Here is a 23,627-nt window from a genome sequence, read left to right as displayed (position 1 = left end):
GGCTTTATACACGACGCCATTATCGATTACTCATCCCATAATGAATTATCAGAAGAATTCCCGTCATATCCCTTACAACACTCCTGAATTTCTCTCCTGATCTCATCCACTCCGCCTACAAACCCGGAATCAGTCCCGATGATTCCCCTGACATCAGGCTCACATTCAAGCATCTCTGACTCGTACGGTAAATAAAACATACCGGAGAAGAGATCCTTCGTATCACCGAGGATCGAGTACACCTTTTTGATATCACTATCAGATCTCACCCGGTTGATCACGAGATACCGCCTCTTAATATCAAGATCCTCTGCAAGTTGAACCGCCTTCTTCACAACCTGTACTGCATTGAATGTCGGATCGGTCACAAGCAGAGCCTGGCTGAATCCCCGGGCAAGGGCTCTACCGAAATGCTCCACACCGGCCTGGGTATCGAGTAATATCACCTCTCCTTTCCGGAGATTGATGTACCTGATCACCGAGTCAAGCAGGGTATTCTCAGGGCAGAGACAGCCACCGGCCGCCTGAACAACAGTTCCCATCACGAGAATGTTCACACCACCGGGCCCTCTCATCCCAAACCGCTCAACAACATCGGAGACATCAGGATTGAGTGACATCATCAGCCCCCAGCCACTGCCTGGACGTGCCCCGGTCTTCTCCTCGATGTAATCCAGGTTCGACGTGATCGGGACGACCTCCTCACTTGTGGGAACACCGAGAGCATATGGGAGGTTCATCTGGGGGTCCTCGTCAACGGCAAGCGTTGAGAATCCCTGTTTCACAAAGAGGTGTGAGAGGATGGCAGTGATCGTGGTTTTACCAACACCGCCTTTCCCGGTGATCACAACTCTGAACCCGTCTTTACCGGGCCGGGACTGACGCTGCAACTCTCCAGCTGTATCATAGATCCGTGTCTTTCTGCCCGGATCATCCATGATGAACAGATCCCTGGAAGGTTGCCTTGAACATACCTTTCGCGATCACTTTCGCCCGGCAGGCCGGACAGAGAGGCTTCAGTTCTTCGACGATACCGGGATCAGGCAGACTCAGGATCTCCTCCAGCATCTCCTTCGGTGCGAAATACTGACCACAATCCGGACACATCTGAAGTGCAATCCGGGTACCTGACCAGGACTTCATGATCCTGGTATCACCCTGATCCTCGATCTCGATTGCGTGGGTGGGACAGACCTTTGCACAGGTCCCACAGCCCAGACAGGCAGGATTCTCATCAAAGAACGGCGTGTTCACAACCGTTGACGGACCACGGTTGATGAACCCAATAGCACTCCCGCCCATGATCTCGTCGCAGACCCGGACACAGAGACCACAAAGGATACATTTTCCACCAAGAGGATCATCATGCACAATCTTTTTGAGAAATCGTGTCTTTGTGACCCCGTACCGGGCAGCCATCTCCTTGATTACATCAGACTTTGGAGCCTGTGCAAGGTAGAGTTCAAAGAGTGTTGACCGGTATCTGACGATCTCCGGTGTATCAGTCATGATCTCAAGGCCCTCTTTAGCCCTCATCGTGCAGGCGGTCATCATCGTCCGTTTTCCGCAGGTGACATGGTCAACCATGCAGAGCCGGCACGCACCGTAGGGATCGAGCACCTCCTCGTAGCAGAGATGTGGAATATCGATGCCGTTTCGCATCGCAACCGAGAGCATCGTCTCTCCTTCCTCTGCCCGGTACTGGCTCTTGTTGATGGTGACCGTCACCATCCGTGCCCCTTCAGTCATGTACCCTCCTTGATCAGGGCCTCATACTCTTCCCTGAAGTATTTCAGCGTTGTAAGAACCGGATTTGGAGCTGTCTGCCCGAGGCCGCAGAGCGAGGTCATCTGTATTGTATCTGACAGCGATTCGAGCATTGCAAGATCTGCAGAAGATCCTTTTCCTGCCATGATCTTGTTCAGGATGAGCAGCGTATGCTTGAGACCTTCCCGGCAGGGAACACATTTCCCGCAGGACTCACTTGTCGCAAAATTGATGAAATACCGGGCGATATCGACCATGTCGGTATCCTCGTCCATCACCACGATACCACCCGAACCCATCATCGACCCGGCTTCGTTCAGGTGTTCAAAGTCAACCGGTGTATCAAAGAGTCGGGCCGGGATGCATCCGCCTGATGGTCCTCCGGTCTGAACGGCCTTGACTGCTTTTCCACCGGCTCCCCCATTCCCGATCTCTGACACAATGGTATGGAGCGTCGTTCCCAAGGGAACCTCGACCATCCCGACATTCTCAACCTTGCCGACAAGAGAGAAGACCTTGGTTCCGGTGTTGCCCTTCGCACCAATTCCCCGGTACCACTCGGCTCCACGTGCAAGAATCACCGGAACATTGCAGAAGGTCTCCACGTTGTTGAGATCGGTCGGCCTACCCCAGACCCCACTGTCTGTAAGTCGTGGCGGACGTGGACGCGGCCTTCCGGTCTTTCCCTCGATAGAGGCTGCAAGGGCAGTAGACTCACCGCAGACAAATGCACCTGCTCCGGTTGCAAGTTGGATATCACATGAGAACCCGGTGCCGAGGATGTTCTCACCAACAAGCCCGTACTCCCGTGCCTGAGCGATTGCCTTTTTGAGCCTCTCGATGGCAAGTGGATACTCGGCCCTGATATATATAAGTGCATCAGAAGTCCCGATTCCATACGCACCGATAAGGAGCCCCTCGATCAGCATATGGGGATCGCTCTCCATCTCGTTCCGGTTCATGTATGCACCGGGATCGCCCTCGTCAGCATTGCAGACAATGTACTTGAGATGGCCTTTCGCCTTCCTCGTGATCTCCCATTTCAGACCGGCAGGAAACCCTGCACCGCCACGGCCCCGGAGGTCTGACTGTTTCACGATATCGATAACCTCGTCTGATGTCCGGGAGGTTATAGCAGAGACAAAGGCCTGGTACCCGCCGACTGCGATGTACTCATCGATATCTTCGGGATTGATAAACCCGGCATCACGGAGGATCACCTTGGTCTGGCGACCGAAGAAGGTGATATCATGGTAATCAGGAATTGCATCAAACCCGGTTCCGTAGGTGACTGTTCCGGTGATATGATCCCAGGATGAGACCTTGCATAGTGCCTTCTCTTCCAACACAGAACCGTTCAGCACGGATTTCACAATCGCTTCGGCATCATCCGGGGAGACCCGATGAATAATCACGAGCGGTCTTCCCGGGATCGTGATGTTTACTATCGGCTCCTCCTTGCAGAACCCGATACAACCAACACGGACAAGGTCAATATCATAGCCTCCTGCCGTGATGATCTCCTTGAGCCTCTCAAAGAGTCTCTCTCCGCCGACTGCAATTCCACAGGTGGAGAGGCCGACCGCAATCCTCGGGCGGTCTGGCTTCAGTTTTGAAAGCCCGGACTCACGAACCTTCGCGAGATCTCCAGGAGTCTGAATCGGCATGGCTGATCCCGCCATCACAGATCACTCCCTTTTTTCGGCTGCCCGATACCGGTTCCTTTCCATCCGTACCGTGAGAGGATGTCAGGGATCTGTTCCGGTGTCACATATCCATAGAGATCATTGTCAACATGAAGCACCGGAGCCATGCTACAGGCCCCGAAGCACCGTGCGATCTCAACGGTGAACATGTTATCCCCGGTCGTCTCCGAGTATTTTCCGAGAGTGGTCTCTCCCGGAAGACCAAGAAGTGACTGGAGAGTTCCAAGGATCTTTTCTGCACCCTTCACATGGCAGGGAGTTCCCATGCAGACCGTGATCATGTGTTCTCCAACCGGGTGGAGGCTGAAGAACGAGTAAAACGTGATCAGGCTGTACAGCCGTGATACCGGTTCATTCAATTCTATAGACACACGATTCAACAGAACCCTGGGGATGTATCCTTCCTGGATCTGGATATCACGCAGTATCCCGAGAATTCTTCCGGAGGGAGAGGGATACCGCGAGATAATCTCGTGAAATGTTGTATCATCCATGATCTGACCAAAAAATGATAGTGGATCAGATACCCAGGGCCGAACGTTTCCGGTTGATCTCAGCCTCAAGAAGATCTGCTGACTTCACCGGATCAGGTTCGACCGCGAACGCAGAGTTTGTGATGCCCTTTAGTCCTTCAGTAAGGAGATTTATCACATTCTTGCTCCCGAAGATCTTGGGAGGAATCCCGAGCACCGTGTAAACACCGGATGCAACAAAGTATGTCCCGATTGGAAGAGCCTTCTGGGAATACCACTCCGGAGCAGCCCCTCCAAGCGGAAGATCACCAATCCCGACGCCGAGTTCCTTTGCAACCATCGAGGCCATGACCAGGATACGCGAGTTGTCAACACATGAACCCATATGAAGGACCGGGGGGATCCCGAGAAGGTTGCATACCGCCTTAAGACCGGGACCTGCAAGATCCGCTGCTTCCGGGAGGAGAAGACCGGCCTTTCCGCATGCTATCGCAGCACATCCGGTCTCAACAACAAGAATATCCCTCTTGATCAACTCTTTTGCCAGGGTTACATGGCCGTAGTCCTGCTTGATCCTCGGATGGTTACAGCCGACAATCCCGACCACACCCTTGATCTGGCCGGCAACGATGGCATCGATCAGTGGTTTGTATGTCCCGCCCAGGGCCTTCCTGATCTCCTCTTCTGAGAAACCGGCCATCACTTTCATAGGTTTCCCCGGGATTCTCACACGGTCAGGGTTCCGGTTCGGATAGTTGTCGATTGCCAGTGTAATGATCTCCTTTGCAGTCGACAGGGCGGTCTCTGCACTGAACTCCATGTACTGGGTTCCCGGGATCTTTGCCTTCATGCTGGTTGTAACAACCTTAGTATGGTAGCATCCGGCAGTAGCAGGTATTGACGGGAAGATACACTGGTAATCAACCACCATCGCTTCGACAGCACCGGTGGCAATCGCGAGTTCCTGGTCGAGAACGTTTCCTGCGATCGGAATCCCGCTTCGCATCAGGAGTTCATTACCGGTGCAGCACATCCCGACAAGGTTGATCCCTTTTGCTCCCTTCTCAGTTGCATACTTCTTGAGCTCCGGATCCTCGGCTGCCTGGACGATCATCTCGGAGAGGAGAGGGTTGTGGCCGTGAAGAACAACATTCACCTTGTCAGTGCTCAGTGTCCCAAGGTTAGCCCAGGAAGTCAGGGGCTTTGGAGTGCCAAAGAGGATATCTGAACAATCGGTGGCGATCATCGATCCTCCCCACCCATCGGCAAGAGCGGTCCGCATGGCATGAAGGAGAATATTCACGAAATCTGCATCCACACCCATGTGGATCCGGTGCAGGGCTTCCACGATCTCCCGGTCAATTCCCCGTGGAGTGATCCCGAACTCTTTCCAGATCGCCTTTGTCTTGTCAGGTGCACGTTCTGCCATCTGGATATAATTCTTGGCACTCCCGAACTCTGCTAAAAGACCAAGCGCGAGATCTTTTGCTATCTCCGCGGGTTTTCTTCCGGCAACGGAAACCCCGTACTCTTCTGCAACCCGCTTCAGTTTCTCTTCGTCTGTGATCCGGTACCCCTCGGACTTCCCTTCTGCAGTCTCAAGCAGTACCTCAACAACCTCCCTGCCGTGATCAGAATGGGCTGCTGCCCCGACCGCAAGATCATCCAGAAGGTTTCGGGCGACAATCGTATCGACATTTGCTCCACAAACCCCGTGAGAAGGTTTTCCCCCATAGGGATCGATCCGACAGGGTCCCATTGCACAATTATTACAGCAGACACCAAGCTGACCGAACCCGCACTGAGGCTGCTGGAGTGCAAACCGATCCCATGCAGTCTCAATCCCTTCGTCTATTGCCTTTGCTATGATCTCCTGGTCTGCTGAATCAAGTGCTCGCCGTTCTGCTTCTTTTCTAATATCTGACGGGTTACTCATTTTTTCTCTCCTGGAACTCAAAGATTGGCAATAGTCTCCATCACTGCTTTGAATGCACGGATATTTTCCGGCATTGAGGAAGGTTCAACGTCCTGTCCCTGTGACCTGATAAGCCGCATGGTAAGGTCAGCCCTTGTCTCCCTGATGATATCATTTACATCACCGAACTCAAGAGCACCGGTTTTGCATGCCTCTGCACATGCAGGGATCCGGCCTTCAGACAACCGTCCGATGCAATTATCGCACTTTGCATTAACTTCCCGGTCACTTTCGAGCTCACGAACCTTCTGAAACGTGATAATCCCAAACGGGCATGCCATGGCACACACACTGCACTGGATACACCGTGTATAGGATACAAGAACAGAACCGGTTGCCTCGTCTCTGCTGAGAGCCCTAGTGGGACACACCTGCATACACGGGGCAGGATCGCAATGCCTGCACCGGTTTGGAAATGAGAGATAATTATCAACCGACTCAACATGGATGCGCGGATGTGATGGTTTTTCTTCACTAAACGTCAGGAATAACTCCTTGTTCTCTGAATGCTCAACGGCACAGGCAATTTCACAATGCCTGCAACCGACACACCGATCCTGCCGGACAAAGACTGTCTTCATAAAAATACCCTCTGACCTCCTGAAATCTCATAGCAAAGCGGTAATCTGACTGGCAGTAGCATCGTAATGACCGAGTGTTTACACTCAGTACATATCAACATTGTGATCTACGAAATTTCATTTCGGATTAATCTGCTTAAAATGTAAAAATATGAGATTACATTCGAATTTACTGCTCACAAGGCACAGGGGAGAGAAGAGATCATATATCGAATTGACGTATCTTCGCTATTCCTGAAAACCGAGAGAGTCCTGAAGATCTGGAAGATCACATCCTTCCTGAAAAATAGTACAGCATACCATCCGGCTATCCTGTTACCTTCACCATACCTGGTATCAGCCGGTCATCTGTCTGATAGAAATATTCCACGAACATATCGAATTGTAAGATTCACACAGGTATCCTTACCATCCATGGCAATGGAATGAAGGATTACTAAACCGGTATATCGCATATTCGAATATCCGGGCATACCCACATCTCAAAGAGGAACCATATGAGAACCCTGTTTGATACGACCAGAATTGGATCAATAACACTCAAAAACCGCTTTATCAGATCAGCCACATGGGAGTCGATGGCTGATCAGACCGGTCGTCCGACCAGACAACTGGTGGATCTCTATGAAGGACTTGCTCTAGGAGGGGTCGGGATGATAATTACAGGGGCAACAATAATTGTTCCTGACCCGACCGGCCTTCCTGAAATGTTGAGCATAGCTGATGACAGATATATTCCTACATACCAGGAGATGATCTCAAAGATCCATCGCCACGGTGTTCCGGTGGTTATGCAGATAACGTATGTTGGAAGAGGCGGGACATGGACAACTCCTACCGATCTTTCAGAGATCGAACTGCGAGACCTCGCACGCACATATGCCAATGCTGCGGAACGTGCTCAAAAGGCAGGGTTTGACGGGATACAGATCCATGCAGGACATGGTTACTTCCTGAGCCAGTTTCAGAACTCAGGGAAAAATAAACGGATAGACAGATACGGTGGTGAGGTTTCAAACAGGGCCAGGTTCATCCTTGAGATGTACGATTTAGTCCGTTCACGGGTTGGGAATGATTTTGGAGTGTTCATAAAGATCAACTGTGGTGATTTCGAGGATGAGGATGACAGAGTCTTTGAAACCTGCCGCTATACCTGCAACCAGCTTTCAGAGAGAAAGATCGATGGAATCGAGATAACCGGGGGTGCAGGAAACGGTCTGCCCCTCCCTCCCCGGGGCAAATACGAAGAGTCTGTTCTCAGGGATTATGCAGCCATGATTGCAGAAGAGATAGAGACCCCGGTGATGATGGTAGGGATGAACAGGGATCTGATACTCATGTCAGAACTTCTGGAAAAGACGAAGATATCGTACTTTTCCATGTCACGTCCATTTATCAGGGAACCTGATCTCGTTATGAGATGGAAAAACCATCAGGAGCACAAATCTGCCTGCACCTCATGTAACGCATGCAGAAAACAGGAAATCATCAGATGCCCGTTCAGGTCCGTTCCAGAAAAAATGGATACCTGATTTAGCAGGATGATAAAACCGGAAAATCTTCTCCGGGCTTATAAAAGGGATCAGTAAGGAGGAGGAACTTCATCTCTGATGATGCTGTCATTTCCTGTACAGCCTTGGGAGGAATGTAAAAAATATCCCCTTTGCGAACCTCGTGCGGGACACATCCGATTGTAACGTTCCCAGACCCGTCAAGCATGTACCCTATCTCTCCTCCGGTAACATAGTGGGAACCGATTGTATGCTCTGCAGGTAAAGAAACAACCGCCAGATCATATGAGAGAGGAAGAGAGTCACCATTAGTATCAAGAATCCGGATTACACTGAATTTGGTGTTGTCGGTTTCATTTCCAAATGTGACCGGTGTAATCTCACCGGGGGACTTCTTGTACATACTCTGATCCTTTGTATCCTGTATCTGAACCGGTGATGAAAGGACCGTGATGAATGTAAGGGACTCAGTTCCAACGTTTTCTACATTAAACAGGGATCCTTGTGGAACGACAATGGTATCACCGAATTTTGCATTTACAGACGAGGTATCAGCCGAGACCCTGGCATCTCCGGAGATCAGGTATAGTGCTTCCGGCGCAGGATTGGCTCCATCAGGTGAGTATACAGCTCCTGGACGTACCTGAATGATCCTGACAGATGCAGGTGTTCCGTTTGAACCGGCCTGGTTCAGCAGATGAAGGATATCAGCACCTGAAGAATTCTCTGAAAGGTTACCATTAATATCACTGGAAGAAATGACGACTCCGGGTTCGTTCCCGGTATTTTCGGGTTCTGCAATAACTGTTTGAAAAGAAAGAATGACTACAAGAATTGTAATAATTCCTGCAGAAATATGCTTCAGATCCATACGAATAATACTGACTGAAATCTATTAACCTTCACTGATGAAACTGCTAACATGGGTATTTCATTTCGCTCTTTTGAGTTGCCCAGACCATAGGGAACTGCCAATGGATAGTATAGTATGAGCCAGATGAGACACAGGGAGTACCGATGAAGATAGCAGTAGCAGGAAAAGGAGGAGTGGGAAAGACGTTCATTGCCGGAACACTTGCATGCACATTCGCCTCCAGGGGCCTGAAGACCATTGCGATCGATGCTGATACATCACCCAACCTGGCCCTCACTCTGGGAATGACTCCGGAGGAGGCCAACCGGATTCTTCCGATCGCTGAAAACCAGAGTCTCATTGATGAGAAGACAAAAACAGACTACCCTGGTGTTTTCAGAATATCCTACACGGTTGACGATATCGTATCATCCCAGGCCGTCTCCACCCCATGCGGGGTACAACTCCTGGTCATGGGGATGGTCAGGGTAATGGGAGCCGGATGTGCATGCCCGGCACACAATCTCGTCCGTACACTGCTCTCCCATCTCATCATCGAACGAAAAGAGGTCCTGATCATGGATATGGAGGCAGGAGTCGAACATCTTGGCAGGGGAACCGCGAAGAACGTCGATATCCTGCTTATTGTCACCGATACACATCAGGCATCACTGGTAACAGCAGGAAGGATTGCAGACCTTGCACGGCCGGCAGGAATACCTGAAATTGCATATGTCGCAAACAGGGTGACAGGTTCAGACTCGGAGGCAATAATCCGGGAGTCTGCCCATTCCCACGGAGTTCAGGTCATGGCGTACGTGCCGTTTGATCAGGACATTCTCAGGGCGGGGATGGAGGGAAAACCCGTGGCAACCGAGAACAAATACACAGCCGTGACCGAGGTACAGTCTCTCGCTACGAGACTGGAACACAATTTTCTGTCTGCCTGACCTTCTAGTATGCTATGAAGATTATCGTCACCATGGGCCGGGGAGGCACAGGAAAAACCAGTTTTGTAACCCTGATGGCAGATTATTTCATCAGGAAAGGGGACGCCCCTCTGCTCCTTGTTGATCTGGATCCTGATCAGAACCTTGGTGAGATGATCGGAGTTGACCTTGAAGCAGAAGGAAGAAAGACTGTTGCCGAACTGTTAGAGGATACATTCATCGGCAAAGGCGGAACAACAATCGGGGTTGCTCCCTCTGAAAGAATTGAGCACAGAATATGGAGGGACGGGCTTTATGAAGGAAAAGACTTTGATTTTCTCGCACTTGGCACCAAATGGATCGAAGGATGTTATTGTATGCCTGATGCAGCCCTGCGTGATGCCCTGTCCCGGCTCACAAAGCAGTATAAATATGTCCTGATTGATGCTCCCGGGGGCCTTGAACACCTGAATCGCAGGGTTACAGCCGATGTGGACGAGATATTCGATGTGATCGGCCCTTCAAGCAAATCATTTGCCCACCTGCTCAGGGCAAAGCGGGTGGCAGAGGAGTCAGGAATTCACTGGAGAAACTTCTCAAGCATCGGGGGATTTTTGTTCCCTGAAGACCTTGCTTCCCGTGCGAAAGAGATCAGTGAGATCCGGTACCTTGGGAAGATCGCAAATGATGAAGCGGTCTCAAAACGTGTTATCGATGGTCTTCCGCTAATAGGGCTATCACCGGATCTTCCAGGGCCTGATTCAGTCAGAAAGATACTGGAAACAGCAGGATATTAAGAATTCAAGGACATCTGGGAAATTTTTTGAGTTTCTTTTAACGTATCGTGGCCTGAAAAAAAGAGAAGAAACAATTTATAATATTGCCCCTCTAATTAATAGAGAAATTTTTTTTACTAGTCATTACGTCTTCTTACCTCACCCCTCAATCGATCATCATATATAGCGTGTGCGGTGGAAGAAAATTTCCGAGTGCAGCAGTAGATATATATTTTCACAGGGCAAACAGGTATTAGTTGATGCCCAGAGTATCAGCATAAATTGTAGGAGTACTGTAATGAAATTCGGATACATCGCAACTATTGCACTGGTTGCCCTCGTGGCAATCGTCGGTTTTGCAGCAGCAGACCGTCTTCCAAACGCAACCCCTGAGAACCAGGTCTTCTCTATTGACACCGTCATCGACGCCACTGGTGCAGTCGACGACAAGTCAACCATGTCCTGGGTCATCGCCGGTCCAGGCGCAATCCCAACCGGAATCCTGAAGGCAGGACAGACAATCTCTGACGTCACCTACAAGGATGCAATCCTGACCAACGGTGGTAAGCTCGCAGAGAACAAGAACTTCGACTTCAGCTCAAAGAACCAGGAATCTGGTCTCTACAACATTGAGTCACAGAAGGTTCTGACCTACGCAAGCACCGAGGGTGCACACCTGGTCGGCGAAGAGGAGTACACCCTTTCAGTCGCAGGTAACTACGACACTGGTGAGGACAACATCCGTTGTGTCTTCTCAACCAACAACGGCGGCATCCTCCCGGCATTCTGTAACATCGTCTCTGCAAAGAGCAGCCTTGTTAACGTGAACAGCGCACAGGTCTCAACCAAGGGCCAGATCCGTGCAGTTGCAGATTCCGCTGATGTTCCAGCAGGTCTGAACTACCAGATCGCTGTTACCCCTGATGCAAACTCCGGCAGCGGATTTGCAGAGGGTACCGTTAAGACCGTCTTCGCAGGCAGCATCATGGAAGCCCGCGATGGTGGCGACTCTAACTACGATGGAACCGAAGCACCATACGGTGCAACCTGGAACAAGACCTCTGCAACCAACAGCTGGAAAGACAACACCGAAGTCACCGGCGGCATCAAGACCATGCAGAAGGCCTTTGCATACCAGTCCGGATTCAGAGTATAATCTCTGAAACCCTAATTTTTCCTTTTTTTCTGTTTACAGTTCGTTTCGATCTTTTCCCGCAATATTCCTTCAACCATACCTCACACCACAGGGTATACGCTAATTAACTCCAGTCCTCCTAATGTATATCAGAATACACCGGCAGATGACTGTGAACAGGAAAAATGTTACACTTACCCTGGATGAGTTAAAATCCAACAACGGATCACTCAAAAATCTTCAGGTATCCATAGGATCATTGCGCGGGGAAGAATGGGATGAAGAGCCAGGGCCGACCCCGATGCCTTCACACACTGATCTCAGGAACTGGGATCGGATGCTTCTCTCCAGATATAAACCATTATATCTCCCGTTCTGTGACCTTTGCTGCCTATGTACCTATGGTAAGTGCGATCTATCTGGAGGGAAGAAAGGTGCCTGTGGGATCGGAATGGAGGCACAACAGTCAAGAATTGTGCTTCTTGCAGCCTGTATCGGTGCTGCAACCCACATCAGTCATGCCCGTCATCTTGTGACACATCTCATCGAACAATTTGGCAGGCGTAAGCCCCTTGATATTGGTGGTGACTCGATCGATACCGAGGCACCGATCATACGGCTCGTCTGCGGGATCAAGCCCGGGACACTTGGTGACCTTGAGATCGTCCTTGACTACTGCGAACGCCAGGTAACCGAGCTCCTTGCTGCTGCCCATACGGGACAGGAAGGGGATGCTATTGACTTTGAGTCCAAGGTGTTCCATGCCGGTACTATGGACCACGTAGGACTTGAGGTTGCAGACATAGCCCAGATTTCTGCATTCTCATTTCCAAAAGCAGATCCTGATGCATCACTGGTTAAACTCGGACTTGGAACCGTTGACTCAACAAAGCCGGTCATCCTCGTTGTCGGCCACAATGTTCCCCCTGCAATCGGGATTATCGATTATACACGTGAGCAGAACCTGAGTGGAGCGATTGAGATCACCGGGATCTGCTGCACGGCCATTGACCTGACCCGGTACGATCCGAACGCGAAGATCATCGGTCCGATATCATGGCAGCTCCGCTACATCAGGAGTGGTGTACCTGATGTGATCGTGGTGGATGAACAATGTGTCAGGGCAGACCTTCTCGATGAAGCCCAAAAGATCAATGCACCACTTATCGCAACCAGTTCCATGAACTGTTCAGGTCTTCCTGACCGGACAGATGATGAACCAGAAGAGATCATTGCAGATCTTGTCAGTGGAAAGACACCCGGCGTTCTTATTCTTGATCCTGAAAAGGTTGGAGAGGTTGCAGTCAGAACCGCGATGGCAGTGATGAATACCCGTAAAAAATTCAGGGCTATTCCCACACCAGAAGAACTTATCGAGCTGGCAAAACAGTGCGGTGGTTGTCAGGAGTGTTCAAGGGTCTGTCCTGCCGGATTGCCTCTTGCCATCGTAATGCAGCAGGCTGGACAGGGAGATCCATCAGCACTTGCATCCCTCTATGACACCTGTATTGGGTGCGGGAAGTGCGAGGACGCCTGCTTAAAAGAGATACCGGTTCATAGCGCTATTCTCTCTGCAGCTGACAGCCAGATCCAGGGCGAGCGATTTAATGTCAGGGCAGGTCGCGGTGCCATCCAGGATATCGAGATAAGGGAGGTAGGCGGACCCATTGTCCTTGGCGAGATTCCCGGTGTCGTCGCGTTTGTAGGTTGTGCAAATTTTCCAAATGGGGCAGCAGAAGTGGCAGAGATGGCACGGGAGTTTGCCCGTAGAAGGTATATCGTCGTTACTTCAGGATGCTCTGCAATGGCTATCGGAATGCACCGGAATGAAGACGGGCAGACTCCTTACGAAGAGTTCCACGGTAGGTTTGATGCAGGAGGGATCGTGAACGTCGGGTCCTGTGTCTCAAATGCCCACATCGCAGGAGCAACAATAAAGATTGCAAGCATCTTTGCAAAGCGGAAACTTCGTGGAAATTACGAAGAGATTGCTGATTACGTGTACAACCGGGTCGGGGCAGTCGGGATTGCATGGGGAGCGATGTCGCAGAAGGCGGCAGCTATCGCCGCAGGATTCTGGCGACTTGGTATTCCGGTTATCGTAGGCCCGCATGGATCAAAGTACAGGCGTATGCTCCTTGGGAGAAGAGACAAGCCTGATGACTGGTTTGTGTATGACTCGCGAACCGGTGAGAAGGTGCAGGTGGGACCTGTGCCAGAACACCTCTTCATCGCAGCAGAGACTCCAGAAGAGGCAATGACTCTGGCTGCAAAACTCTGTATGAGGCCGAATGATACATCCCGAGGAAGATCGATGAAACTGACCAATTATATCGATCTCTATAAACGTCTCTATGACCGGATGCCTGATGACATCAACCTCTTTGTCAGGTCGCAGGCAGATGTCCCGGTCACAATGAAAGAGCAGATACTTCCTATCCTTAAGGAGAAGGGATACACTGAACAATCGATCCCAGACCCGACAATACTGAAATCACAGATCAGGACTGCAAAGGAGTAAGAAAATGGCAGGGGATGATGCGTGGATACGGGCAGAGATGGGAGGAACATCCCGTGCATCAGTTATCGGGAAACCTGAAGTTGTTGTTGCACTGCTCAGGCGGGCCAATCGACCATTGTTCATCGTCGGTCATGAGGTCGCCGAAGGTCCCGACGGTGAAGTGCTTTCCGTATTCATCGAGGTAGTCTCCCGGCTTAGAGACATTCCGGTGATAGGCACATCACCTGTTGTCAAAGATCTTATGAAACATGGGATCAGGATAACGGCAGTAATGGGAGGGATGGAGGCAGCCGACCGGCTCAGAGACCCGGAGTGGAAAGGATGTGACGGTCTGAGCCCGTATGATCTGATTCTTATTGCCGGCATTCCCTACTCGTTCTGTTGGACGATTCTTTCAGGGATCAGAAACTCGGCGCCGGGTCTCAAAACCATCATCCTGGACAGGAAGTACCAGCCTCATGCATCCTGGTCATTCGGGAACATGGCTGCAGGTCCATGGAAGGAACAACTGCAGGCAGTTATGACTCTGCTTGAGGAGGACAAGCATGTTTGAAGATATTCCGGTAGAGGTCGGCCTGGTCTTTGAAGGCGAGCGGATCAGAAAAGAGGATATGCAGGTCGAACTCGGGGGGCCGAAGGTCGATCAGAAGTTCGAGATTGTGCTGGTCAGAAGCCCTGATGCAGTTGAAGACGGGAAGATATCTGTCATCGGGCCTGATCTCAAAGATATTCCACAGGGATCTCATATACCGTTTGGCATTCTTGTTGAGGTAGCCGGCTCCAGGCTGGAAGAGGATCTCGAAGGAGTCCTTGAGCGGCGGATTCACGAGTACATGAACTACATCCAGGGGGTCATGCATCTTAACCAGAGGTATGACATCTGGATCAGAGTGGGAAAGAAATCCTTTGCAAAAGGACTGGACAGTTTCACCTATATCGGAAAGGCGATCGAACGCCTGTACCGGAGTGAACTTGCACTTATCGAGAAGATTCAGATCACCTTCCTGACCGGTGGCGACGAATTTGAATCGCTCTATAGGGCAGCACTGGAGCGGTATGAGACACGGGATGCACGGGCACGTGGCCTCTCTGACGAAGAGGTGGACACCTTTTACGGATGTGCCCTCTGCCAGTCCTTTGCTCCAAATCATATCTGTGTTATCACGCCTGAACGGTACGCAAACTGCGGGGCGATCAGCTGGTTTGACGGCCGGGCAGCTGCCAGAATGGATCCCGAAGGGCCGATATTCCCAATCTCAAAAGAGATCTGCATCGATCCTGAAAAAGGCGAATACTCAGGAATTAACGAGCATGCGAAAAAGAGGTCGATGGGTGAGGTGAACCGGGTCTACCTCTACTCTGGATTCGGATATCCGCATACATCATGCGGATGCTTTGAGGCGATCGCATTCTATATCCCAGAGGTAGAAGGGTTCGGAATCGTTCACCGCAGGTTTTCCGGACCGACCGTGAACGGTCTGCCCTTCTCGACCCTCGCTGACTCGACCGCCGGCGGCAGACAGGTTGAAGGATTTCATGGGATCTCACTTGAGTACATGCGATCCAGAAAGTTTCTCCGGGCCGATGGTGGATGGAACTCTATAGTCTGGATGCCGAAGGAGATCAAGGAGAGCCTGACTGGATTCATTCCAGACGATGTTGTAGAAAAGATCGCAACCGAAGCCGATGCAACTGATATGCAGTCACTTGAAGAATTTCTCAGGAAGACAGGACATCCGGTTGTTGAGAGATGGTCAACTCAGGCAGATCAGGATGAGGAAACCTCCGGGCCAGACCAGGGGGGGATGTCGTATTCCCACGGAGGACAGGGACCGGTGTTTGTCGCAGGAGAACTGCCAATAACGACCGGAGGGGTGACCATCATCCTGAAAAATGCAAAAATTTTCGCTGAAAAGGTGATCATCAGGCCGATTGAGAAGGAGAAAAAGGGGGGGAAGCAGTGATGGCAGACGAGCCAGATATTTCAGGACTGCTCAGGCTTCTGGGACCGGGAATAGCAGAACTTCTCTCAGGTAAGGAGATAATCCTGGAGAACGTGGAGTTGGATCTTGCAGAACTCCAACTCACGATCCCGGTCGGTGGATCACCGATCATCCTTCCCGGTTATCCGGTTGCCGGGGCACAACCTTCTCCATCTTCTGCTTCCGCTTCCGGAATCGATCGATCCCGGTGGCCATCGGATCTTCTGAAGGAGTCTTTCACACCAGTATCTGATACATACCCGGCACGGATCCGTGAGGTTACGCTCGGTGCAACAAAAGGAGAAGGAGGAAGCAGGGGACGGAGTGTTATCGTCGGCGGAGCACGGGCACCCCCCTTCACCGATCCCGGGGTGCTCCATGCTCACCCACCAGTCATTGCCATGGATGTATTTGATACCCCGTTTCCGATGCCACGAGCACTGAAGAGCCATCTCACAGAGGTCATCGATGATCCTGCAGCATGGGCACGGATGAACGTCGAGAGGTACGGGGCAGACATGGTCACGGTTCACCTGCTCAGCACTGACCCGCTGATCAAAGACGCCAGCCCGAGAGAGGCTGCAAAGACAGTCGAGGATGTCCTTCAGGCTGTTGATGTCCCGATCATCATCGGTGGCTGTGGTGATCCAAAAAAGGATGCAGAGACCTTCATTGAGATCGCTGAGATGGCAGATGGGGAGCGGCTTCTCCTCAACTCGGTCACGGCCGACATGGCTGATGCAAAAACTCTTGAACCGGTTGCAAAGGCAGCAAACAAGCATGGTCACTGTCTCCTGGCCTTCACCGGTCTCGATCTGAACAGTGCCAAGGAACTGAACAGACGCCTGTACCAGTTCTTCCCAGCCGACCGCATCCTGAACGATCTGACAACGGTGGCACTGGGATATGGACTTGAATACTCATTCACGATCCATGAACGGGCACGGATCGCAGGGCTCATGGGAGATGCAGAGCTGCAACACCCGACTATATCGGCAGCCACAAACGCCTGGTCTGCCCGTGAAGCTTGGATGGATCTCGGACCGAGATTTGGATCCCCTGATTTCAGGGGACCAATATGGGAGACCATCGGGAGCCTGACACTGCTTCTTGCAGGAGTGGATCTCTTCCTGATGATGCACCCGCTTGCAGTCTCAACAATGAGAGATGTCTCATCACGGCTGATATCTGGAGGAGCAGCGAAGGCGGCGGAGGCCTCGTGGGTGAATGCCAGGATATGAGGAGGTAGCATGGCAGAGAAGAAGAAAGGGATTCGTGAGATCAGTCCGATTGATGTGTACAAACTTCTGCCACGGACAAACTGTGGAGAGTGTGGTGTCCCGAACTGTATGGCATTCGCCACCCGGGTTGTCAACGGGGAGGCAGTGGTTGACGGGTGCCCGCCTATCCTGGATGACGGGCACAAGGATGCATATGCCCGACTCAACGATCTTCTTGCACCACCGGTGAAGGTGATCACATTCGGGACTGAGAGGACCGCTACCATCGGAGGGAAGTATGTCCTTCAACGCCACGAGTTTACGTACCAGTTCCCACCACCGATCGCGATCGATGTGTCCGACGATATGGACCCGGCTTCGATACAAGCACGAGTTCACGAGATTGCCAGTTTTTCATACGGGTACATCGGCAGAACCCTCACCCTTGATGCTGTTGCAGTCAGGTCTGTGACCGGTGATGCAGAGCGGTTTGGATCAGCAGTGAGACTGGTTATGGATAGCACTGATCTCCCCTTGATCCTCTGTTCCCATGACCCGGAGGTGATGAAGGCAGGTCTTGAGACAGCCGGTAGCAAACGTCCCCTCATCTATGCAGCAACCAGTGAGAACTGGAGGGCAATGGCTGACCTTGCGGTCAGGTATGGATGTCCGGTCGTGGCTGCTGCCCCGGGAGATCTCGCACTCCTCCGGTCCCTGGTCAGGACCCTGCAGGCCTGCGGAATCACCGATATCGTGCTTGACCCAGGAACCTTCGGAGATGAAGGGCTGGCCGGTACAGTCTACTCATTCACAGCCATCAGGAAGGCGGCGTGCAGGGACGGGGATCCACTCTTCGGCCTTCCCATCCTCGGCACACCGATCGCTGTCTGGACCGGACAGGAACTGGGTGAGGATCAGAACAGGTGGCAGGAGGCATACACCGCCTCGATCCTGATGACACGGTATGCAGATCTCCTTATCATGCACAGCCTGGAGGGCTGGACAGTGCTTCCCCAGCTCATCTGGCGGTTCGGCCTTTACACCGATCCACGAAAACCGGTCTCTGTCGATCCGGGCTTGCGGGTATTCGGTAGTCCCGGCTCTGATGCACCGGTGCTGATAACCTCAAACTACGCCCTGACCTTCTTCACGGTCGAGTCTGATATCAAATCAGCCAAACTTGACTGCTACCTGATCGTGGTCGAGACCGGAGGGCTCTCGGTCGAGGCAGCGGTCGCGGGCAGGTACCTCAATGCCGAGAAGATCGCTGAGGCATTGCGTGAATCAGGTATCGAACAAAAGATCAGCCACAGGTATGTGATCCTGCCCGGACTTGCTGCACGTCTTTCAGGAGAGACAGAAGAAGCAAGCGGATGGCGGATCATGGTCGGTCCCCGTGACTCATCAGGGATCGGGAAACTGATCCGTGAGCACTGGCCTCCGAAAGAAGACCACTAACTTTTTTGATCGTGAAAGAAACGCAGGGGGATCGGTCAGTGGAAAAAACCGTGACGATCCTCTTCAACCCGATGAGCCGGATGATAACCATGCCAGCAGGACATACAGTGCTGGATGCCATCCGCGAATCAGGGATCCAGTTCGAGGCGATATGTGGGGGAAAAGCCCAGTGCGGAAAATGCCGGGTCATCAGGATCAGGGGAGACTGCTCTGAAGACCAGGATATCTGTTCACAGTGCCTCAGCCCGGGAGAGCGAAGGCAGGGGTACAAACTTGCCTGTCTCACAAAAGTCTGGTCTGATGCAGAGTTCACGATACCCGTGGAGTCCCGGATCGATCAGCCACAGATTCTGCTCATATCAGATGTAAAGGACTGGGAATTAAAACCCGCAGCATCCTGGTACCAGGTCCAGGTGATCAGAGACGGTCCATCTGCCCTTCTCGGGCCTTCGATAAGGCTGGCAGGATATACTGGTGCAAAACCGCAGATCAGCAAAGAAATTTCTTCAGAGATTATAGCATCACCAGGACCTGTCGCTGCATTGATCACCACGGCTGGTGGTTCTCCGGAGGTGATCGAAATCCAAAATTTGGAGAGATCTCCTAAGACATACGGTGTTGCTGTTGATCTCGGGACAACGACCGTTGCAGCCCTCCTGGTGGATCTGGAGACTGGGAAGATCCTGGCACGTGCTTCTGCATTGAACAGGCAGATCACGTACGGTGAAGAACTGGTGACCAGGATCGCGATCGGCCGCAGTCCATCAGGACTGGCCTCTCTTCGGTCTGCAGCAATTGGAAGTATCAACGAGGCGATCAGCAGGCTGGTCACCGATGCAGGGATCGATCACGATGATATTGTCGACTGCTGTATTGGAGGAAACACGGTCATGTGCTGGCTCTTTGCAGGGATCGATCCGTCCCCCCTCGATTACGTGGATGCAGAGGTTGCAACAGCCCCGATCACGATCAGGGCTGATGCTGCAGAACTCAGGATTTATCCAAGGGGTTGGGTATGGTGCCTGCCTGCTGTAAGCAGGTTTGTCGGGGGAGACGCAGTAGGAGACCTGATTACGGCTGGGATCGATCAGTCAGAAGAACTCTCACTTCTCATCGATCTCGGGACGAACGGTGAGATCCTGCTAGGAAATAAGGACTGGCTGGTTTCAACCTCATGTGCATCAGGTCCGGCGTTTGAGGGAGCAGGGCTTCGGTGCGGGATGCGGGCGATGCTTGGTGCGATTGAACATGTCAGCATCGATCAGGAGACCGGTGAGGCAACTGTCCGGGTGATCGGAGATACCCTGCCCAAGGGAATCTGCGGTTCAGGAATTATCGACGCAGCCCCTGCGATGGCAAGAGCCGGGATCCTTGATTTTTCCGGAAAGATCGTAGAAGGTGCCCCGGGAGTGAGAAACACTGAGGATGGGCCCGGATACGTGCTGGTACCTGCAGAAAAGACAGGTACCGGCCGTGACATCATGATCACAAAGCAGGATATGGCCTACCTGATGGATACAAAGGCTGCAGCCTGCGGGGCGATCAGCGTACTCATGATGAAGTACAGGGTGAAGATCACCGATATCAGGCACGTATACCTTGCCGGTGCATTCGGAACCTTCGGGTCGATCGACAAACTCACCGAGTTTGGAATCATTCCAGAATTTCCACACGCAGAGTTTCACAGGATCGGAAACGGATCACTGACCGGAGCCTATCATGCCCTTATCTCAACTGATTCACGGAACCGGGCTGTCAGGATTGCTGAGAAGATGGGGTACATCGATCTGCTGGTAGATACCGATTTCATCGATGAATACTGGGCTGCACTCAGGATTCCAGGAAAAGAAGAGTTGTTTCCATCTTTTTTCAATCAAAAAAACACGTGAAAAAAAGGATTTCTGGTTTTTCTTTTCGCATCCTCGTCCTCATAATGGCTTTTTTGTCTGAATAAGCAGTAAAATGGGGATTATTCTGTCAAAGGAAGATGCTGCAGAAGTTGATGAACCTGAAGAGATACGTCTATAACCTGTAGAGTCATTCTCAAAGATATCTAACATCAGAATCTCTCAGGATTCATACCAGAAATCTCGACCTGAACAGTTACATCTACTAAAAACAAAGACCACCGAGGACAAATCATGAAGATACTGTCATTCAGATCAATCAGGCATGAAATTCTATTCTTTGGAGCAATAGCCCTGATCGTTGTATCGTGTGCTATTATCGGGTATGCAAGTCTGTCCCAGTACACGATTTCAGTACAAGGTTCATTTGCCCAGGTGAAATCACTCTCTTCAGATCAGGCCATTACTCTGAAAGATGAGATCAACCGTGCTTTTGAGATTGACCGAACGCTGGCAGGATCCCTGGACGGATCATTTACCACAGGAAATAAACCCTCACGTGAATCTGTCCAGGCCATGATCTACGGACTTATGATCCGTTACCCACAATATAACGGGATATACGTTGTTCTCGAACCAGATGTCTGGGATAAAAATGATATCGCATATAAAGGGAAGGAAGGAACCGATGATACCGGACGATTCATGGCATATTATTCCAGAGATATCGCAGGAAACCCAAAACTCGACAAAGTATACAGTTACAACGAAGGTGAAGACGGAAGCGACTTCTACCAGATTCCGAAAAAAACACTGAAAGAATTCGTAACCGAACCATATCCATGGGAAATTCAGGGCAGGAAGATACTGCTTTCATCAGTTGTAGTTCCAATTATCATAGACGGCAAATTTGTTGGAATCACCGGGATAGATCTTCCTCTAGAAAATATTCAGGGTCTTGCTGATGCTGTTCACTCCTATGAAAACACTGCTAAATTATATTTCATATCAAATGACGGAATTGTAACCGGGGCAACCGGGTATCAGGATAGTGTCGGAAAGGCATTAGGTGAAGCTGCTCTTCCTCTTTCCGGGCAGGCTCAATCGATCCTTTCTGACATCCAGAAAGGGAGGAACGAAGTTTTTGAGAGCAAGGGTACCATTACAGCCTATACTCCGGTACAGATTGGAAATTCTGAAAAACCCTGGTCAGTCATTCTTACCGTCCCAGTCGATGTAGCAACTGCCCAGGCAAGAATGAACACAATAATATTGCTGATTATTGGAGGAGTTTGTACATGTATTGGTCTTCTTCTTCTTTTTGTGGCAGCCCGGGGGATTGCACGGCCAATAGAGCAGATCACCTCTCATGCAGATATTATTGCCCAGGGAGAACTGGGAGATGAGATAGTAATCGAGAGAGATGATGAGATCGGGAGGCTTGCTGATTCATTCAGACGCATGCTCTCAAGTTTACAGGGAAAAGCACTCGCTGCTGATGGCATTGCCGCGGGAGACCTATCAGTAGATATCCCAATTTCATCAGATCATGATCTCCTGGGATTATCAATGGTCACGATGCGGGATACCATTAAAAAAATGGCTGATACCGTGACTCTTCTCGCGCATCAGGCAACAGAAGGAAACCTACAGGTAAGGGGAGACAATACACAGTTTAAAGGTGATTATCAGAAGATAGTTTCTGGAATTAATGAGACTCTTGATGCAGTGATAAGGCCGGTAAATGGAGCGATGGAACTTGCTGAAGTGTATGCATCAGGAGATTATACTGCCCGGTTTGATTCTGGAATCCCGGTTTCTGGATCATTTATCACCCTTCGGGATTCAATGGATCAGATCGGGCAGCAAAGTGCTGCAGCAGTCAGCGGGGTGAAAGAACAGATCGTATCTGTAGTGGGAAGTATTGAAGAGACCACAGCATCTTTGGAAGAAGTATCTGCAAGTTCAACCAAACTTGCATCCAGCTCAAATGAAGTCAGTTCACTCGCTGATACAAGTCTGGACGGTGTGAACCAGATACTTCATGCAATGGATGATCTTTCTGTAAATATTACCAATGTGGCTGAAATGACTGACACAGTTGCATCTGTGACTCAGACTACCGATGAATTATCCACCAAAGGATCAATCCTGGCGAAACAGGCAGAGCAAAAGATGAGGAACATCACTTCATCGATTGATGAGAGCAGCAAGACAATGAGTGAGATGTCCGGACAGATGGAACAGATTGGACAGATTGTCCGGATTATAAGTGATATTGCTGACCAGACAAACCTCCTTGCCCTTAACGCTGCAATCGAAGCTGCACGGGCAGGTGAAGCAGGAAGAGGGTTCTCAGTCGTTGCTGATGAAGTAAAATCCCTTGCTATTGAATCTCAGTTGTCAGCAGAGAAAATTACAACCATGATCACAACATTACAGCACCAGTCTGAAGATGCCTCAAATGCCATGCGTAAATCTTCCACTGAAGTGACGTCAGGAAACCAGGCTGTCAATGAAACCCTTGATCTCTTCTCTCAGATCGTAACCCAGGTAGAACAGATATCAGAACTTGTATCTACAGTCGCTGGGTCCGCAGAAGAACAGGCTGCAGCAGTGCAGGAGATTACGGCAAGTGTTCATGAGCTTGAGGAACGGGTCAAGAAAACTGCTGAAGAGGCTGTCTCTTCAGCTGCTGCCACTGAAGAGACATCTGCTGCTCTTGATCAGATCACCAGATCAGTATCAGTTGTAGCCCAGGCAACTGATCATATCAATAATGAAATGGGAAGATTCAGAGTATAATCCCCTTTATTTAAAGCCTGATTGGTTGATACCCTGAACCTTCGGGTTCATCTCTCACCATGCTCATCTGTAGGACTATGCCCTTTTG

The 23,627-nt window shown here is 50.9% G+C and carries 18 protein-coding genes; 11 read left to right on the top strand and 7 right to left on the bottom strand.

What is annotated here, in order from left to right; translation table 11 throughout:
* Positions 1-26: 26 nt before the first annotated feature.
* The 6 genes from ACHZA2_RS13740 to ACHZA2_RS13715 are packed head-to-tail and all read right to left on the bottom strand — an operon-like array spanning position 27 to position 6,502.
* Positions 27-938, bottom strand: a complete 912-nt coding sequence (locus tag ACHZA2_RS13740; protein WP_319580176.1) for an AAA family ATPase — start codon at positions 936-938, stop codon at positions 27-29.
* Entirely contained in the window at positions 931-1,749 is an 819-nt protein-coding gene (locus ACHZA2_RS13735) for a 2Fe-2S iron-sulfur cluster-binding protein (protein WP_319580175.1), read from the bottom strand. The genes ACHZA2_RS13740 and ACHZA2_RS13735 overlap by 8 nt, the downstream gene beginning before the upstream one ends.
* Entirely contained in the window at positions 1,746-3,449 is a 1,704-nt protein-coding gene (locus ACHZA2_RS13730; protein ID WP_319580967.1) for an NADH-ubiquinone oxidoreductase-F iron-sulfur binding region domain-containing protein, read from the bottom strand. Before ACHZA2_RS13730 ends, ACHZA2_RS13735 begins: the two co-directional genes overlap by 4 nt.
* The gene (locus ACHZA2_RS13725) at positions 3,449-3,967 is read right to left on the bottom strand and encodes an NAD(P)H-dependent oxidoreductase subunit E (RefSeq protein WP_319580174.1); all 519 of its coding nucleotides are present in this window, start codon (positions 3,965-3,967) and stop codon (positions 3,449-3,451) included. Before ACHZA2_RS13725 ends, ACHZA2_RS13730 begins: the two co-directional genes overlap by 1 nt.
* Before the next feature lie 25 nt (positions 3,968-3,992).
* Positions 3,993-5,882 (bottom strand): anaerobic carbon-monoxide dehydrogenase catalytic subunit, encoded by a 1,890-nt coding sequence (gene cooS / locus ACHZA2_RS13720; RefSeq protein WP_319580173.1) that lies wholly within the window; start codon positions 5,880-5,882, stop codon positions 3,993-3,995.
* 17 nt (positions 5,883-5,899) lie between these two features.
* Complete coding sequence (locus ACHZA2_RS13715; protein ID WP_319580172.1) at positions 5,900-6,502, bottom strand: 4Fe-4S dicluster domain-containing protein; 603 nt, start codon at positions 6,500-6,502, stop codon at positions 5,900-5,902.
* A gap of 497 nt (positions 6,503-6,999) precedes the next feature.
* Here ACHZA2_RS13715 and ACHZA2_RS13710 point away from each other — a divergent pair, with 497 nt between their 5' ends.
* Complete coding sequence (locus ACHZA2_RS13710) at positions 7,000-8,034, top strand: NADH:flavin oxidoreductase (RefSeq protein ID WP_319580171.1); 1,035 nt, start codon at positions 7,000-7,002, stop codon at positions 8,032-8,034.
* A gap of 1 nt (position 8,035) precedes the next feature.
* Here the strand turns inward: ACHZA2_RS13710 and ACHZA2_RS13705 are convergent, their stop codons facing one another.
* On the bottom strand, positions 8,036-8,884 hold the full coding sequence (locus ACHZA2_RS13705; RefSeq protein WP_319580170.1) for a cupin domain-containing protein: 849 nt from the start codon (positions 8,882-8,884) through the stop codon (positions 8,036-8,038).
* A 146-nt stretch (positions 8,885-9,030) separates the two neighbouring features.
* Between ACHZA2_RS13705 and ACHZA2_RS13700 the strand changes: the two genes are divergently transcribed.
* From ACHZA2_RS13700 to ACHZA2_RS13655, 10 genes are all read left to right on the top strand, one after another.
* A complete protein-coding gene (locus ACHZA2_RS13700) occupies positions 9,031-9,816 on the top strand; it encodes a P-loop NTPase (protein ID WP_319580169.1) in 786 nt (261 codons plus the stop codon).
* Positions 9,817-9,830: 14 nt separating this feature from the next.
* A complete protein-coding gene (locus tag ACHZA2_RS13695; RefSeq protein WP_319538283.1) occupies positions 9,831-10,592 on the top strand; it encodes an AAA family ATPase in 762 nt (253 codons plus the stop codon).
* A 277-nt stretch (positions 10,593-10,869) separates the two neighbouring features.
* Positions 10,870-11,727: a hypothetical protein gene (locus tag ACHZA2_RS13690; RefSeq protein ID WP_319580168.1), complete on the top strand. Its 858-nt coding sequence runs from the start codon at positions 10,870-10,872 to the stop codon at positions 11,725-11,727.
* A 145-nt stretch (positions 11,728-11,872) separates the two neighbouring features.
* Complete coding sequence (cdhA, locus tag ACHZA2_RS13685) at positions 11,873-14,227, top strand: CO dehydrogenase/acetyl-CoA synthase complex subunit alpha (RefSeq protein ID WP_319580167.1); 2,355 nt, start codon at positions 11,873-11,875, stop codon at positions 14,225-14,227.
* A 4-nt stretch (positions 14,228-14,231) separates the two neighbouring features.
* Positions 14,232-14,780, top strand: a complete 549-nt coding sequence (locus ACHZA2_RS13680) for a carbon monoxide dehydrogenase beta subunit family protein (RefSeq protein ID WP_319580166.1) — start codon at positions 14,232-14,234, stop codon at positions 14,778-14,780.
* Positions 14,773-16,191, top strand: a complete 1,419-nt coding sequence (gene cdhC / locus ACHZA2_RS13675) for a CO dehydrogenase/CO-methylating acetyl-CoA synthase complex subunit beta (RefSeq protein ID WP_319580165.1) — start codon at positions 14,773-14,775, stop codon at positions 16,189-16,191. Before ACHZA2_RS13680 ends, cdhC begins: the two co-directional genes overlap by 8 nt.
* Entirely contained in the window at positions 16,191-17,450 is a 1,260-nt protein-coding gene (cdhD, locus tag ACHZA2_RS13670) for a CO dehydrogenase/acetyl-CoA synthase subunit delta (RefSeq protein WP_319580164.1), read from the top strand. Before cdhC ends, cdhD begins: the two co-directional genes overlap by 1 nt.
* A 9-nt stretch (positions 17,451-17,459) precedes the next feature.
* Positions 17,460-18,887 (top strand): acetyl-CoA decarbonylase/synthase complex subunit gamma, encoded by a 1,428-nt coding sequence (acsC, locus tag ACHZA2_RS13665; protein WP_319580163.1) that lies wholly within the window; start codon positions 17,460-17,462, stop codon positions 18,885-18,887.
* 11 nt (positions 18,888-18,898) lie between these two features.
* Positions 18,899-20,776, top strand: coding sequence for an ASKHA domain-containing protein (locus ACHZA2_RS13660; RefSeq protein ID WP_319580162.1), 1,878 nt, complete (start codon positions 18,899-18,901; stop codon positions 20,774-20,776).
* A 252-nt stretch (positions 20,777-21,028) separates the two neighbouring features.
* Positions 21,029-23,539 (top strand): methyl-accepting chemotaxis protein, encoded by a 2,511-nt coding sequence (locus tag ACHZA2_RS13655; protein ID WP_319580161.1) that lies wholly within the window; start codon positions 21,029-21,031, stop codon positions 23,537-23,539.
* Positions 23,540-23,627 lie beyond the last annotated feature (88 nt).

It is taken from the genome of uncultured Methanospirillum sp. (assembly GCF_963668415.2).
Lineage (GTDB): Archaea > Halobacteriota > Methanomicrobia > Methanomicrobiales > Methanospirillaceae > Methanospirillum.
This window is presented reverse-complemented; position numbering and strand designations above follow the sequence as displayed.

Excerpts from the sequence above, each read along its gene's own strand:
- ACHZA2_RS13740 (WP_319580176.1), bottom strand. The coding sequence starts at position 938 with ATGGATGATCCGGGCAGAAAGACACGGATCTATGATACAGCTGGAGAG.
- ACHZA2_RS13735 (WP_319580175.1), bottom strand. The coding sequence starts at position 1,749 with ATGACTGAAGGGGCACGGATGGTGACGGTCACCATCAACAAGAGCCAG.
- ACHZA2_RS13730 (WP_319580967.1), bottom strand. The coding sequence starts at position 3,449 with ATGGCGGGATCAGCCATGCCGATTCAGACTCCTGGAGATCTCGCGAAG.
- ACHZA2_RS13725 (WP_319580174.1), bottom strand. The coding sequence starts at position 3,967 with ATGGATGATACAACATTTCACGAGATTATCTCGCGGTATCCCTCTCCC.
- cooS (WP_319580173.1), bottom strand. The coding sequence starts at position 5,882 with ATGAGTAACCCGTCAGATATTAGAAAAGAAGCAGAACGGCGAGCACTT.
- ACHZA2_RS13715 (WP_319580172.1), bottom strand. The coding sequence starts at position 6,502 with ATGAAGACAGTCTTTGTCCGGCAGGATCGGTGTGTCGGTTGCAGGCAT.
- ACHZA2_RS13710 (WP_319580171.1), top strand. The coding sequence starts at position 7,000 with ATGAGAACCCTGTTTGATACGACCAGAATTGGATCAATAACACTCAAA.
- ACHZA2_RS13705 (WP_319580170.1), bottom strand. The coding sequence starts at position 8,884 with ATGGATCTGAAGCATATTTCTGCAGGAATTATTACAATTCTTGTAGTC.
- ACHZA2_RS13700 (WP_319580169.1), top strand. The coding sequence starts at position 9,031 with ATGAAGATAGCAGTAGCAGGAAAAGGAGGAGTGGGAAAGACGTTCATT.
- ACHZA2_RS13695 (WP_319538283.1), top strand. The coding sequence starts at position 9,831 with ATGAAGATTATCGTCACCATGGGCCGGGGAGGCACAGGAAAAACCAGT.
- ACHZA2_RS13690 (WP_319580168.1), top strand. The coding sequence starts at position 10,870 with ATGAAATTCGGATACATCGCAACTATTGCACTGGTTGCCCTCGTGGCA.
- cdhA (WP_319580167.1), top strand. The coding sequence starts at position 11,873 with ATGACTGTGAACAGGAAAAATGTTACACTTACCCTGGATGAGTTAAAA.
- ACHZA2_RS13680 (WP_319580166.1), top strand. The coding sequence starts at position 14,232 with ATGGCAGGGGATGATGCGTGGATACGGGCAGAGATGGGAGGAACATCC.
- cdhC (WP_319580165.1), top strand. The coding sequence starts at position 14,773 with ATGTTTGAAGATATTCCGGTAGAGGTCGGCCTGGTCTTTGAAGGCGAG.
- cdhD (WP_319580164.1), top strand. The coding sequence starts at position 16,191 with ATGGCAGACGAGCCAGATATTTCAGGACTGCTCAGGCTTCTGGGACCG.
- acsC (WP_319580163.1), top strand. The coding sequence starts at position 17,460 with ATGGCAGAGAAGAAGAAAGGGATTCGTGAGATCAGTCCGATTGATGTG.
- ACHZA2_RS13655 (WP_319580161.1), top strand. The coding sequence starts at position 21,029 with ATGAAGATACTGTCATTCAGATCAATCAGGCATGAAATTCTATTCTTT.